The organism is Streptomyces sp. NPDC058335 (genome assembly GCF_042723915.1).
In the GTDB taxonomy this organism is placed as follows: Bacteria; Actinomycetota; Actinomycetes; order Streptomycetales; family Streptomycetaceae; genus Streptomyces.
In genome coordinates this window covers 15,524-28,238 of the sequence record NZ_JBHXHX010000011.1, presented here as the reverse complement: position 1 = coordinate 28,238, position 12,715 = coordinate 15,524, and the positions used below count along the sequence as shown (strand labels likewise).

13 protein-coding genes and 2 pseudogenes are annotated in these 12,715 nt (G+C 69.7%); 7 read left to right on the top strand and 8 right to left on the bottom strand.

Translation table 11 applies throughout. From position 1 onward, the window contains the following. Nucleotides 1-8 precede the first annotated feature (8 nt). Nucleotides 9-881, bottom strand: coding sequence for an acetylating acetaldehyde dehydrogenase (locus ACFWJX_RS22155; RefSeq protein WP_383245803.1), 873 nt, complete (start codon nucleotides 879-881; stop codon nucleotides 9-11). 60 nt (nucleotides 882-941) lie between these two features. Then, nucleotides 942-1,718, bottom strand: coding sequence for a 2-keto-4-pentenoate hydratase (locus ACFWJX_RS22150; protein WP_383245800.1), 777 nt, complete (start codon nucleotides 1,716-1,718; stop codon nucleotides 942-944). A gap of 230 nt (nucleotides 1,719-1,948) precedes the next feature. Between ACFWJX_RS22150 and ACFWJX_RS22145 the strand changes: the two genes are divergently transcribed. After that, nucleotides 1,949-2,938, top strand: a complete 990-nt coding sequence (locus ACFWJX_RS22145) for a hypothetical protein (protein WP_383245797.1) — start codon at nucleotides 1,949-1,951, stop codon at nucleotides 2,936-2,938. Between the two features lie 36 nt (nucleotides 2,939-2,974). Then, nucleotides 2,975-3,316, top strand: a complete 342-nt coding sequence (locus ACFWJX_RS22140) for a hypothetical protein (protein ID WP_383245794.1) — start codon at nucleotides 2,975-2,977, stop codon at nucleotides 3,314-3,316. Nucleotide 3,317: 1 nt separating this feature from the next. Here the strand turns inward: ACFWJX_RS22140 and ACFWJX_RS22135 are convergent, their stop codons facing one another. Continuing rightward, complete coding sequence (locus tag ACFWJX_RS22135) at nucleotides 3,318-4,076, bottom strand: NUDIX hydrolase (RefSeq protein WP_383245791.1); 759 nt, start codon at nucleotides 4,074-4,076, stop codon at nucleotides 3,318-3,320. Between the two features lie 1,068 nt (nucleotides 4,077-5,144). Here ACFWJX_RS22135 and ACFWJX_RS22130 point away from each other — a divergent pair. Further along, nucleotides 5,145-5,696 (top strand): annotated as a pseudogene (locus ACFWJX_RS22130) (hypothetical protein); the annotation flags it as partial. Nucleotides 5,697-5,703: 7 nt separating this feature from the next. On the opposite strand, the gene ACFWJX_RS22125 reads toward ACFWJX_RS22130, so the two are convergent. Further along, entirely contained in the window at nucleotides 5,704-6,015 is a 312-nt protein-coding gene (locus ACFWJX_RS22125) for a hypothetical protein (RefSeq protein ID WP_383245788.1), read from the bottom strand. Between the two features lie 249 nt (nucleotides 6,016-6,264). Between ACFWJX_RS22125 and ACFWJX_RS22120 the strand changes: the two genes are divergently transcribed. Continuing rightward, the gene (locus ACFWJX_RS22120) at nucleotides 6,265-6,570 is read left to right on the top strand and encodes a hypothetical protein (protein ID WP_383245785.1); all 306 of its coding nucleotides are present in this window, start codon (nucleotides 6,265-6,267) and stop codon (nucleotides 6,568-6,570) included. A gap of 499 nt (nucleotides 6,571-7,069) precedes the next feature. On the opposite strand, the gene ACFWJX_RS22115 is transcribed toward ACFWJX_RS22120, so the two are convergent. Next, nucleotides 7,070-7,918: an RNA polymerase sigma factor SigF gene (locus ACFWJX_RS22115; RefSeq protein WP_383245782.1), complete on the bottom strand. Its 849-nt coding sequence runs from the start codon at nucleotides 7,916-7,918 to the stop codon at nucleotides 7,070-7,072. A 399-nt stretch (nucleotides 7,919-8,317) separates the two neighbouring features. Here ACFWJX_RS22115 and ACFWJX_RS22110 point away from each other — a divergent pair, with 399 nt between their 5' ends. Both ACFWJX_RS22110 and ACFWJX_RS22105 read left to right on the top strand, forming a co-directional pair. Then, on the top strand, nucleotides 8,318-9,715 hold the full coding sequence (locus ACFWJX_RS22110; RefSeq protein ID WP_383245781.1) for a PP2C family protein-serine/threonine phosphatase: 1,398 nt from the start codon (nucleotides 8,318-8,320) through the stop codon (nucleotides 9,713-9,715). Beyond that, complete coding sequence (locus tag ACFWJX_RS22105; RefSeq protein WP_383245778.1) at nucleotides 9,712-10,080, top strand: STAS domain-containing protein; 369 nt, start codon at nucleotides 9,712-9,714, stop codon at nucleotides 10,078-10,080. The genes ACFWJX_RS22110 and ACFWJX_RS22105 overlap by 4 nt, the downstream gene beginning before the upstream one ends. A 199-nt stretch (nucleotides 10,081-10,279) precedes the next feature. Here ACFWJX_RS22105 and ACFWJX_RS22100 read toward each other — a convergent pair whose 3' ends face one another. Next, a complete protein-coding gene (locus tag ACFWJX_RS22100; protein ID WP_383245775.1) occupies nucleotides 10,280-10,450 on the bottom strand; it encodes a hypothetical protein in 171 nt (56 codons plus the stop codon). Between the two features lie 345 nt (nucleotides 10,451-10,795). On the opposite strand from ACFWJX_RS22100, the pseudogene ACFWJX_RS22095 reads away from it, so the two are divergent. After that, nucleotides 10,796-11,632, top strand: a pseudogene (locus ACFWJX_RS22095) (SDR family oxidoreductase). A 428-nt stretch (nucleotides 11,633-12,060) separates the two neighbouring features. On the opposite strand, the gene ACFWJX_RS22090 reads toward ACFWJX_RS22095, so the two are convergent. Together ACFWJX_RS22090 and ACFWJX_RS22085 are read right to left on the bottom strand one after the other, a co-directional pair. Further along, nucleotides 12,061-12,387, bottom strand: a complete 327-nt coding sequence (locus tag ACFWJX_RS22090) for a hypothetical protein (RefSeq protein WP_383246383.1) — start codon at nucleotides 12,385-12,387, stop codon at nucleotides 12,061-12,063. 139 nt (nucleotides 12,388-12,526) lie between these two features. Then, nucleotides 12,527-12,652 carry a hypothetical protein gene (locus tag ACFWJX_RS22085; protein ID WP_383246419.1) on the bottom strand — a complete coding sequence of 42 codons (126 nt, stop codon included), beginning with the start codon at nucleotides 12,650-12,652 and terminating at the stop codon, nucleotides 12,527-12,529. Nucleotides 12,653-12,715: the final 63 nt, after the last annotated feature.

Below are 12,715 nucleotides of genomic sequence, written 5' to 3'. Positions count from 1 at the left end.
AGGTTCCTTCACCGAGATAAGGCGGCGGCGTGCTGCTCGGCGAGCAGCAGGGCGGCGCCGTTGATGATGTCGAGGTTTCCGGCGTACCTGGGAATGCGGCCGCCGGTGGCAGTCACCTCCACCGCAACCGAGATCCGGCCGTCCTGCACCGTGGCGGAGGCCACCGTGAACCCGGGTGCGAAGGCCCGGACTTCTTCGGCGGCGGACGTGACGGCGGCGCCGACCGGGCCGGGTCGCAGGTCGGGCGCCAGCACGGTCATGACCACCCGGAACGGCGGTGCCGGCCGCGCGGGACTGAGATTGACCATCACCTTCACCTCGCGCGTGCCGGTGAAGGAACGGATCGCGGCCTCAGTGGTGGCGATGTACTGATCGAGGTTGAGCCGGGTGGCCCGGCCGGCACTTGCGCTTGCCCCGGTGGACACCACCTCGATATACGCCGGGGTGCAGTGCTGGGCCACGGCGTGCAGAACCGGGATGGCCGCCTGGCCACCACAGCTGACCAGGTTGATGTGCCGATGCGCAGCCGCCTGGCTTCCGTTGACGGTGGGCACGACGACGGTTCCGAGCTGCGTGGGGGTGAGGTCGATGAGCGTCGTGCCGGTCTTGCTCAGGGCCGTCCAGTGATCGGCATGGCTGTCGGCGTTCGAGGCGTCGAAGACCACATGGAAGGGGCCGGACTCCAGCAGGGCGGCGATTCCGCCGGAGGATGTCGCGCACCCCATCTCGGCCGCCCGCGCAAGCCCCAGGCTCTCCCGGTGGCGGCCCACCACCAGACGCAGGTCCAGGCTCGTCGAGCGCTGGATCTTGTCGGCCAGGTCGATCCCGATCAGTCCTGCACCGAGCACCGCGACGTTCGTGCCTCGTTCGCCAGCAGCCATGGGCTGTCCCTTCTTCATGGATGACGTGCGTGATGGCGGTTCCGCGGCCCTCGGCCGGGGTCAGACGACGAGGAGTTCCAACGGGGGCAGATGCGGCGAGTGAGCCCGTAGCGTCGATGCCACGTCCAGGGGAAGGCTGGCGTGCACAGCCCCGGCCAGGGCCAGCTCCCCGGCCTTGAGGCCGGCGTCGAAGCGGGCCAGCCGGTGCACGAGCCACACCAGTGCACGGAACGGGTCTCCGAGCACCGCCCGGCCCTCGCCCGTGGCCACCGCCCTGCCGTCCACGCTCACAACCAGCGACTCGGCGGCCAGGTCCAGGTCCGGGTCCAACGGGATCACTGGGCCGGTGACGACGCGTGCGCAGGATGCATTGTCCGCGATACTGTCCGCCACGGTGATCCGCCAGCTGGTGAACCTGGTGTCGATCACTTCCAGAGCGAGACATACCCCGGCCACGGCCCTTTGGGCGGCTTCCAGATCGATGTCCGGGCCCGCCAAGTCGCGGCCGAGCCGAAAGGCGATCTCCGCCTCCACCCGCGGCTGCATAAGTGCGCCACGGGCCAGGCTGCTGCCGCTGGGGAGCAGCATGTAGTCCAGGAGAACGCCGGAATCCGGCTCGGCGACCCCCATCTGCTCCTGCATGGCCCTGGACGTCACACCTGCCTTGTGCCCGATGACGCGGGCCCCGCCCGCGATCCGCCGGGCAACCGCCGCCGCCTGGACTCGGTAGGCATCGTCCAGGGACAGTCCGGGCCAGCGCTCGGTCAGCGAGGCCACCGGAACCCGGTCGCGCTCAGCGGCAAGCAGAGCTGTCGCCTCGTCGTTGATCCACTGCACTCGCCGCTCATCCAAGGAGATCCCTCCCAAGGGGGTAGCCGTGCGTTCATCGCAGAAGGGGCGCAGAAGTAGATCCGGAGCGGGCGCCGTCCGCAGACCGTCAGGGCGAGGGCCTCAGCTCTGCCGAACGCCCGTCCTGGCCTGATGAAGAGTCAACCTGCAGCGGGCTTGCGGCGGTACGGTGACGGGCAGGCCAAGCGGTATATCGCGTATATACGGGGAGGTGGCTCATGCCCACCCGCACACCAAACCAACTGCTCCGTGACCTCGTCGCCGAATCGGGCCTCACCTACGAAGGCTTAGCCAAGGCGGTGCGGGCGGTCGCGGCCGAATGCGGCGCTGCCTTACAGACGAACAAGAGCGCCGTTGAGCACTGGATCGCTGGAGCCATCCCCAGGGGGGACACCGGCCGCTACCTTGCTGTCGCCCTGTCCCGGCGGCTGGGCCGCCTCCTGACCCCCGCCGATCTCGGCCTCCCCGCCGCCTCGGAGGATGACACCATCGGGCTGTCCCTCGGGAACGATCCGCTGGACGCACTGATGCCGATGTGGAGGTACGAATTGGACCGCCGCCGCTTCCTGACGGCCTCCGCGTACTCTGTGGCCGCCGCCGCCCTGCCCCTTACCCACGTCCACGAGATCGCCGCCCGCACCGCTGCGGCCCATACCGGCCACACCGTCGGCATGGCCGAGGTCGCCGCTGTACGCGACATGATCCGCGCCTTCTCCGAGATGGACGAGCGCCACGGTGGACAGCACGGCCGCAGCGCCCTGGTCACCTATCTCCGGGACGACGTCGCCCCGCTGTGCAGGGCCCGCTTCCATACCGAGGAGGTCCGCCGGCAGATGCTTTCGGCTGCCAGCCGCGGTGTGCACCTCCTGGGCTGGAAGAGCTACGACGCCGGCCAGCAAGGACTTGCCCAGCGTTACTATCTCCAGTCCTACGCGCTGGCCGTCGAATCCGGCATCTCCGGACAGGACGGGTTCGTGATGCGCACCATGGCTATGCAGGGCCTCAGACTCCACCGCCCCGAGCACTGCCAGGGTCTCGCCGAAACGGGCCTGAACCTGGCCAAGGGGCGGGTCGACGCCGAAACCGAAGCGCTGTTCCGCGTGGTCCACGCACACACGCTGGCCAAGCTCGGCAAACGCCGTCACGCCCTCGCCGAGGCCGAACGGGCCCGCACCCTGCTGACTGCCGCCCCCGGCGACGAGGTCTAGTTCTGGGCCCTTACCTGGGGCCCGCCGGCAGCCTCGGTGTACTCCCGCACTGCCAAGGTCCACGAAACTCTGGGTGATCACCGGGCCGCGGCCCAGCAGTACACTCTCGCCGCCACTGCCCGCCCTGCCGGGACCTACGCCCGGATCGTCGCCCTCGACCTGGTCGCGGGCGCCGAGATGCACCTCAAGCGCGGCGGCATTGAGCAGGCGTGCGCCACCTGGCACCGAGCGATCGACCACATGGACGGCGTCCGCTCCGTCCGCACCCGCAAGGCCGTCCGCCGCATGAGGGGCGACCTCGCCCGCTTCCGGGCCCGCGGCCTACGGTGCGCGGCCGAACTCGACGAACGCGCCCGCGACTTCCTCCTCGGCGGGTGAGTCACACGTCGTGCCGCAGCGGTGCCTGTCGCGTGTACCGGCGGACGACCGGCTCCAGGTAGTCCGCGTGCGGACCTTCCAGGGCGGCCAGCTCGTCCGGGGAGCGCACAAGTGCGATCTCGTCGAGTTCGGGTTCACGACCCTCGGCGCGCTCCGCACGCGCCACCGAGACGAACCTCGCGCGCAGCGCCGACTCCGGCAGGGCCGGGGCAAGGTAGGTCAGGCCGATACTGCGGTTCTCACCACGGGTAACCGCCCACAGCCGCATTGCGTCGGGAGGCGTGCTGATGCCCATTTCCTCGACCAGTTCCCGTGCCGCCTGGCCGACCAGCGCGGCTTCATTCAGAGTTTCGCCGTCTTGAGGCGGTTCCAGGGAACCTCCGGGCAACTGCCAGCGGCCTGGGGCGGCCGTGGACGGTGACATCCTCACCGCTGGTACGCGGCCGTCGTCGGTCGGCTGGATGACGTTCACGAACAGTGACGGCAGCGCGGTGGCGCCCGGAACCCGGCGCAGGGCAAAGTGCCGGTAGGTAACCCGCGCCCAGGAGAGACTCAGGATGCGCGGCCCGGCCCACTCCAGTCCCACACATGCCACCACCGGACCGTCGAAGAGGGCCGGGTTGGTCTGGGCTGCCTTGTCCCACACACGGTCTCTGGCCGCTTCGTCTTCGGGTGACAGCGCAGGCGCTGCCACCTCCGCGAGCTGAACCCGTTCGACGTCGAAGAGGTCAATACCCACTGGGGGCAGCGTCTCGGTCACCGGGCCATCGTAGAGCCCTGCCGACGCGAGAGACCGAGGACTACGCCGTCCCTGTGACTGGGGGAGTGTTCGCCAATGAGGCCTCCAACGGTTGGGTTCGGCCTCAAGCGAGCCCAGAACGACAGGGCCAGAGGGGCGCGCGAAGTTTCCGGCCGGGTCCACAGCTTTCGGCCCGAAGTTCACGGCGGACCCCCGGGATGGAGACGGCGGTGCCGGTGCTCCGTTGCACCCCAGGCCACGATCTTCTTGCCCGCGTGGATGCTCTGGCCGGCTGCGGGGACGTGGCGACGAACTCGCGCAGAACGCCGGAGCACCCCCGCGTCGGAGGGGAGAACGGCGGCCCGCCTATGGTGACGGCGTCGGCTATAGAAAACCCGCGTCCGCGAGGTGTCCCGGACGGGGTCCCAGGAAGTCGAACCGCGGCGCGTTCTCCCCGCCGACGCGGGGGTGTTCCGCATCCGGGGATGGGCGCGGGTGTCGCGACGATTCTTCTGAGTTTCCCGCAGCGGATGGGGAGCCGCGCAACAGTGCCGACACGGCTTGCGGGACGCGTCGGCGGGGATCCCAGGAAGTCGGACCGCAGCGCGTTCTCCCCCACCCTGTCCGGAAAGGGCAGGTCCCAGCGGTACTACGGACATGCTCCGGAGGCGATGGACGCGGAGCGAGCTCTAAATGTGATCAAAAGATCAGCGTTCCTTCCAATATCATCCTCGCCTGAGACGTAGTCAGATAGGTTGATCGACAGGCGCTTCGGTGGGGTGGCGTCGCCGTCTGGGGGCGGGGCCGCAAGGCCGGGGGAGGGGATGGCGTGGACATTGCCAAGGACGATCGGCTCTTAATCGATGGGGCTCTGGTGACGGTGGTGGCCGTGTCGCAGGAACGTGCTGGGTTTAGCTGCATTGTTCGGTCTCCGACGCGTGGACTGGACGAGGTCTTCGTGCGGTTCGGTGATGTCGCTAGCTGCAAGGTTCCGGCGTCTGACGGCAGTGGCCACAGCGGCCGTGCGATCACAGCCGTGTGGGCACAGTGGACGCGATGGGCGATCCCACGGATCCGGTCCACTGTCTTAAGAACACCATCGTTAAGAAGACCAACCCCCTCCGTCCGTGCGACCGCGGCGACGCCGCGCGCACGAACGCACGGACGGCCCCCTCGCACGCGACAGCATCGCCGACGCTGCAGCCTCCGGCCGACGAGATACACGCCGGTATCCGGCTGCTGCTGGAGATCGGGGCGAGCCGTCCCGAGCTGCTGTTGACCGGGAAGGCTCTGACTGATCAGGGCCGCGTGGCGACCGTGATGCTGGAGGCCGGCTGGAGTACCGAGCAGTTGCGTCGCGTCATCACCGGCCGGCCGTTGCCGCAACCGGTGCGCACCTCGGTCGGTGCGATCGTCGCCGCCCGTCTGCGGGCTGCTCAGGCCTACCCGCCGCCCGCCACCCTGGACGGCTCTCACCACCGCGGCGACGTGATGGAAGACGAGCCACAGGGGCGGCCATCGGCCGGGCGGTCGTCCACGGCTTCTGCCGGCCGCACGGTGACCGAGGCCCTGACCTACCGGGCGCTCGTCGAATGCGCCGGCTGCGGCGTGCCCGCAACCGCCCCCGGCGAGGACCTGTGCCTGCATGTCAGTTGAGGACCTGGAGCTCCGCGAGAGGAACCTGGATCTGTGTCTGGCGGGTTTCGGTCAGCTGGCCGGCTTGCCCGCCGCCACCGGTGGTGATCTGCCAGCCGATGCTCCACGTGGAGGTCGCGGTCACCCGGTAGCGGCCCGCTGGCTGGTCGGTGGAGGTGCGGGTGCAGGTGTGACCGCAGGTCGGGGAGTCCGTCTTACCCGCAGCCGCGCTGTAGGGCGTACCGGGGCCGGCACACGTCACGGCCGTTCCGTCGCCCATCTGCCACACGATCTTCGCCACCTTCGCGGTCGCTGTGACCGTCACGGCGCCCGCTGACGCCGATGCGGTATTGGGCCCGTACGAGGAAGGACCACCGCCAATCTGGCCGGCGCTCCAGCTCACGGGCCCCCACTGCAGGCGCCGGGCGATCGGCGTTCGCGCGCCACGGCGAGCGCGAGCACCAGAAGCTGGACGGCACAGGCAGCGCAGAAGACCAGCGGTCGGCTCTCCTTCTTCCGTGCGTGAAGCACCTGTGCCCGAAACCGTCAGGATGTGTGTGGATAGGCTTCGGCGGTGACCGCTGATGCCGTAGAGAAGCTGCTCGCTGATGTGTGCGGGACGTTGGCCTGTGCTGGCTTTGACGTGGCGTCGGCTGGTGATGAGGGCAGCCCCGGCCTGCGGGTGCGGAGGGATACGGACTCGGTGCTGGTGGGATGGGTGCCCGGCAGCGAGTTAGATCCTGCGGGCCGGGAGGATACCGAGTTCGAGGGCATTCGTGCAGCTCTGCGGTCGGCGCTGCTGGCGATCCTCACGCAAGCCGGTCATCCCGTGCAGGTGGACCACGCGAGCGGTGAGGTGCGGGTCAGGCTGCTTGCGTGACCCTGGGCCGCGGGATCGACACCCGTGTTGCCCTCAGAGCGTGGGGCAGTTCGAACGCCGGCGGGCGGGGCGATGTAGGACTCGAGTCCCGGAGCCCCGCGCCGCTTCGACGGGTCCGGCACCCTCCTGAGCGGGCAGCCGACTCGCCGCACGGCCCTGCCGGGAGCACGCTGGGAGGCGTGATGAGCGCGCCGATCGTCGTACACCAGCCCTCCCGTACCGGTGGCCGGAGTGTCACCGTGCACTCGCACGGCCGGGACGAGATCCTCGGCACCGCTTTCAGCGACCACGACTTGGTGGTGTTCCTTCAAGCGGCGGGCGTCGACGAACCCGAGGCAGTGTTGGACGATCCGCGGTGGGTGGAATGGCGCGGAGGCCGCCCACACGAGTGGAGAACGGCCTGAGCGGGCCGCTCCAAACCGACCGCGCACACAGGGTGGTGGCGTGCGTGGTGTACGGGTTCACCGGGGCCGCGAGGTGCCGTTGCGAGGTTGCGGTGTCAGTGGGTGGTGAGCATGCCCTCGCGCAGTTGGGCCAGGGTGCGTGACAGCAGCCGGGAGACGTGCATCTGGGAGACGCCGAGCCGTTCGCCGATCTGGGCCTGGGTCAGTTCTTCCACGAACCGCCAGTGCAGGATCTTGCGTGAGCGCTCGTCGAGGTCGGCGATCATGGGGGCGAGGGCGTGGAAGTCCTCCACCAGTTCCAGCGCGCCGTCTTCGTTGCCGATGAAGTCGGACAGGGCGCTCTCGCCGTCCTCGCTGTTGCCTATGGCGGCGTCGAGGGAGGAGGACCGGTAGCCGTTGGAGGCCAGTCGCGCCTCGATGACCTCCTTCTCCTCGAGGTTCATCAGCTGGGCCAGCTCCGCGACGGTCGGGGTGCGGCCCAGGCGGCTGCTCAGTTCCTCGGTGGCGCGGGCCAGCTGGACGCGGGCCTCCTGCAGGCGGCGCGGAACGTGCACGGCCCAGGTGGTGTCCCGGAAGAACCGCTTGATCTCTCCCACGATGTAGGGGATGGAGAACGAGGTGAACTCCACCTCGCGGGAGAGCTCGAACCGGTCGATGGCCTTGATCAGGCCGATCACGCCGACCTGGACGATGTCCTCCATCTCCTCCTGGTCCCGGCTGCGGAAACGGGAGGCCGCGTAGCGGACCAGGGAGATGTTCATCTCGATCAGCGTGTTGCGCGCGTACTGGTACTGCGGCGTGCCCTCCTCCAGCCGGTCCAGCTGCTGGAAGAACAGGCGGGTGAGCTCACGAGCATCCTTCGGAGCGACCCTCGAGGGGTCGGCCACCTCCGGCAGCTCAGCGCACTTCGCATCCGCCGTCGTCACTGCCGTATCCGTGACCATGTGTCCCTCCCCTTGTCGGCCATGCCGACACCGGCCCACCTCGACTTGCCACTGCCGCGCATACCCCCTTCCCCCGCCTTCATGCTCACTCTTTCCGTGACATTGTTCGGCCCCGCGCCCGCGAGGTGCCGAAGCGGACCTCGATCAACTGCGGCGAGCGGATCCGACCGAGCCGCGCCCTCCAACCGAACTCAACTCTGCGCACACCGAGTCGCGCGGCGTCCTGCCGCGGTCCGAACATCGGGTGCCCCGGCCGCGTTCGGTAGGGTTCCGGAGTGCTGGCTGTCTGGTCGGTGCCTTCCTGGGGGGATGAGCCAGACGAGGGACATGCCGGAGCAAGCGATCCTGCCTGCGATAGCACCGAGCGGGCCTTTGGCCGTGTCGGTCGAGGCGGCGCGGATGGCGGCGGTACGCCGTTACGACATTCTCGATACCCCTCCGGACGGGGCCTACGACCGAGTCGCGGCGCTGGCGGCGCGGCTGTTCGAGGTGCCGGTGGCGACGGTGACGATCGTGGATGAGGACCGGATCTGGTTCAAGGCCGCGCACGGGCTGGAGGGTGTCAGCGAGATCGGCCGGGATCCGGGGCTGTGCGCCTCGGCGGTCCTGACGGATGACACCACTGTCATCCCCGACACCCTGCTGGACCCGGTCGCCTGTTCCAACCCGCTGGTCGCCGGCCCGATGGGGGTGCGGTTCTACGCCGCCGCTCCGATCATCACCGCCGACGGGCACCGCCTGGGCACGGTCAACGTCCTTGACACCCGCCCCCGCGAGATCAGCGAGGCCGATGCCGCCACCCTCACAGACCTGGCCGCGGTGGTGCGTGACCAGCTGGAGCTGCGGCTGTCGGCGTTGCGCGTGGTGCGCGCCGAGCAGGAGCGCCGCAGGGTCGAGCAGGAGAAGCGCCAGGCGGAGGAAGAGGCCCGGCAGCGGGCGGAGCGGGACAAGGCGGCCATCGCCGCGTTTGCCTCCACCCTGCAGCGCACCCTGGTGCCTCCCGCGTTGCCCGCGGTACCGGGCCTGGAGCTGGCCTGCCACTACAAGACCGCCTCCCCGCAGGAAGTGGGCGGCGACTTCTACGATGTCTTCCCCGTCGGCGGAGGCCGGTGGGCGTTCTTCCTGGGCGATGTGTGCGGCAAGGGCGCCGAAGCCGCCTCGGTCACCTCACTGACCCGCTACACGCTGCGGGCCGCAGCCCTCGTCGACGCAGACCCCACGGCCGCGCTGAATGCCCTGAACACGGCGCTGCTGCTGGACGCCGCGGTGGGGACGCGTTTCTGCACCGCCATCTTCGGCCTGCTCGATCCCGCCCGGGATGGCGGTTTCACGGTCACGCTGGCCACCGGCGGCCATCCGCCCGCCTACCACCTGAGCCCCATTGAGGAAGGCGGTGTACGGGTCGAGGCGGTCCGCGCCAAGGGCGGGATGCTGGTCGGCGCGTTCGCCGAGGCCTCCTTCGCCTCACGCACGCTGCACTTGGCACCCGGCCAGGGACTGCTGCTGTACACCGACGGGCTGACCGAGGCCCGCACCGCCGATGGCCACATGCTCGCCGACACGGGCCTGCTCGACTTCCTGGCCCGGCGGCCGGCGCCGGTCAGTGCCGGCGCCCTGATCGACGACACCGTCGCACTCCTGGACACCCTCCCCGACACCGAACGCGACGACGTGGCGCTGCTGGCCCTGTCCGTCCCCACCCGCGATGCCGCTCCCGCCGGTATCACCACTACCGTTCACAGCGCCGCAGCCCCGACCGCCGACGTCTTTGTCGGGCAGGAGAACCGACGCCCATGACCGACGCACTCCACATCGATGTCCCGCACACCGACGGCGCCCTGGCCGTGATCGCACTGTCCGGTGAATTCGACAGCGCCGCCGCACCCGCCGTGCGGGCCCGCGCCCTCGAGCTCATCACGAACGGCCACCCCGACCTGGTTGCCGACCTGGCGGGCGTCACCTTCTGCGACTCCTCAGGGCTGGGCGCCCTCGTCGGCATCTGGCGCTGCGCCAAGGACACCGACGGCTCCCTGACCCTGGCGGCCATCCCCGACCGGCTGAGCCGCCTGCTCAGCGTCACCGGAATGGACACCTTCCTGCCCGCCTACCCCAGCGCCCAGGCCGCGCTCGCCGCCCGCCAAGGCAACCGCGCCACCGCCTGAAACCCCTCGCTCACCAGGGCGGCTCAAACAGTTGGCCAGCACTGCACGGCCCGGCCTTTCCTCCCGCAGGGCACGGGGGCATGGCCAAGCGCGCGCCGCGACCAACGTACTGGTCGCGACGCGCGCTCATCCGCTCCGCCAGGCGCTACACGTCGGGCCGCGGCGTACAGCACACCGGATGCTGCCTTTCCCCGCCGGGTTAGTGGGACTCGTCGTAGGGGTCGCGGCTGCCGGACTTGGCCAGCCCACGGCTGATCATGTAGCCGACGGTCAGGATCACGATGTACAGCCATGCCTTGTCGGCGCGGAAGTAGTCGGTGTGTCCCTCTTCGGTGCCCACGACCATGGAAGCGATCAGTACCGCGACCACGGCTCCTCCTGCTCCTTCCAGGCCTCCCGCGACGGCTCGGTGCAGACGCAAGACGCCTGGAACGCCACCTACAACACGCTCGTCGCGCCCCACCCTGTGACACCACCGCCCTGCGCCGCCGCCTGCTGCGCCTGTCGGTGCGGCTGTGGTGGCATCCGTGCTGAGAGCACGCCCGCTCGGGTCGGCGGCGCGCACCGAGCTGCGGCAGATGACTCGCACCCGGGGAGCAGCACGGGCGGCGTATTAAACGTCTGCCCGGGAGCCGTCAGACTCACCGCACACGCGCGGCGGCCCGCCTCCGGCGGCTTCGCCAGGCCTGCGTGCGCCCACTCATCGGAGACACCCATGAACAGTCATCTCACCGGCCGCACGGTTCTCGTCACCGGGGCCGGCAGCGGCTTCGGCCGCCTGATCAGCGAGCTCGCCGCGGCCAGCGGCGCGAACGTCGTCGGCGCCGAAATCAACACCGACGGGCTCGCGGAGACCGCCACCACCATCGAGAAGGACGGCGGCGTCTTCGTCCACCAGTTCACGGACGTGACCGACAGGGAGTAGACAGACGCCGTCGCGCGGCTCGCCGTCGAGCGGTTCGGCAGCATCGACGTCCTGGTCAACTGCGCGGGGATCATGCCACTCGCCTTCTTCGCGGATCACGAGCAGGCCTGGCGCGCCTGGGACGCCTGCATCGACATCAACTTCAAGGGCGTCGTCCACGGCATCGCCTCGGTCTTCGACCAGATGACGCACCAAGGCAGGGGCCACGTTGTCAACATCTCCTCCATCTACGGCAACGCCGGGGCTGCGGGAAGCGGCGTCTATTCCGCCACCAAAGCGGCGGTCAACATCCTGTCTGAGTCCCTGCGCGTCGAGTCCCAGGGAAAGATCAAGGTGACCGTCGTCCGGCCGACCGGCATACCCGGCACAGGTCTCATGAACTCGGTCATCAACCCCGACGCCCTCCTCGGGATCATCGGCCACAACATGGCACGGTTCCAAGCGCGCACAGCTGAGGCGGCCGCAGGCACTTTGTCCCCTGAGTACGGCGACTCGGACGACCCGCGTTACTGGGTGCCCACGCCGACGGAACTCGCCGAGAAGGTGATCTACGCGATCGACCAGCCGTGGGGCGTGTCCATCTCCGACATCACGGTCCGGGCCACCGGCGAGGACATGATCCTCTGACCCAGAAGCGATGGCTTGTGCGGGCCGTCCCACGAGCCGGCGCCGGTGGAACGACGCGCGCGTGACGACTCCGTGTCGACGTTGCTGCTCGACCTCGACAGCCTGGCCGTCAAGAGCGTCGAGCGGCTGTTGAATGACGGGGAGGGGGATTTGGAGCTTGCTTGCCACAAGTGGCGCTGGTAGTGGCCGGGAGCCCGGGACTCCGGCTTACCGGCCGGCTGCGTCGGGCGGCGGGGGAGCACTGGTGCACCTGCGCTGTCGGCGTGACCTTCTCGGGCACTCTGACGACCGACAACGTCGCCGCCGACGGGCGCGCATCACGCTCCTGACCGGAGCGGTGCCCCGCGTCCCTCCGCCCGGCTGACACGGCCACCCCACCTCAAGGCTGCCGCCCGGGCTGCCCCGACAGAGGAGGCGTCAGGAACGACTCAGGCCGCAGTTCCGGGAGCCTTGTGGCGTCTCCGTGAGGGCGACGGCGGTTTGGCCGTGGCCTCGTCCGCGGCGGCCGAGAGCTCGGCGAGGCCGCTCCTGACCAGCGACTGCGCCGTCTTGATGACCGTCTCCAGCGACTCGCGGCGCGGGTTCCACCACTCGGCGGTCAAGCTCAACGCACCCATTACGAGCATGCGGGCGACCGTCGGGTGGAGGTCGGCGCGCAGGTCGCCCGCGTACCGGGCGTCCTCGAAGAGCTTGCGCCACAGCTCGCCGTGCTTCCGGCTCTCGTGGTCGTATCGCAGACGCAGAGCGGGAGGCAGGGGGGGGCGGCCTCGACGCCGGAGGGCTCGCCGTGCGTGCGGGCGGGGGAGCGGCCGGAGGGGCGAGTTTCCCGGAGCGGTCGGCGGTGGAAGTCCCCGGCGGGGTGCCCGCGTGTCATCGGCGCCTCCCTCGCGGGGGTCAGTCGGTGGCGACGGGGATCGGCTTGTCGGCGGTGTCGTCGCTCGTCCCGTCGGTCGAGCCCTGGTCGCGCGTTGAGGCAGCACGGGCGGCCGGTGCGGGCGTCGGCATTGTCGAGTCGCTCATGGGCCAGGGACCACCCGTTCACTTGCGTGGTGGAAACCGATCTGTTTTCCTAGGGGTGAAACA

Excerpts from the sequence above, each read along its gene's own strand:
- ACFWJX_RS22155 (WP_383245803.1), bottom strand. The coding sequence starts at position 881 with ATGGCTGCTGGCGAACGAGGCACGAACGTCGCGGTGCTCGGTGCAGGA.
- ACFWJX_RS22145 (WP_383245797.1), top strand. The coding sequence starts at position 1,949 with ATGCCCACCCGCACACCAAACCAACTGCTCCGTGACCTCGTCGCCGAA.
- ACFWJX_RS22115 (WP_383245782.1), bottom strand. The coding sequence starts at position 7,918 with ATGGTCACGGATACGGCAGTGACGACGGCGGATGCGAAGTGCGCTGAG.
- ACFWJX_RS22110 (WP_383245781.1), top strand. The coding sequence starts at position 8,318 with ATGGCGGCGGTACGCCGTTACGACATTCTCGATACCCCTCCGGACGGG.
- ACFWJX_RS22105 (WP_383245778.1), top strand. The coding sequence starts at position 9,712 with ATGACCGACGCACTCCACATCGATGTCCCGCACACCGACGGCGCCCTG.
- ACFWJX_RS22085 (WP_383246419.1), bottom strand. The coding sequence starts at position 12,652 with ATGAGCGACTCGACAATGCCGACGCCCGCACCGGCCGCCCGTGCTGCC.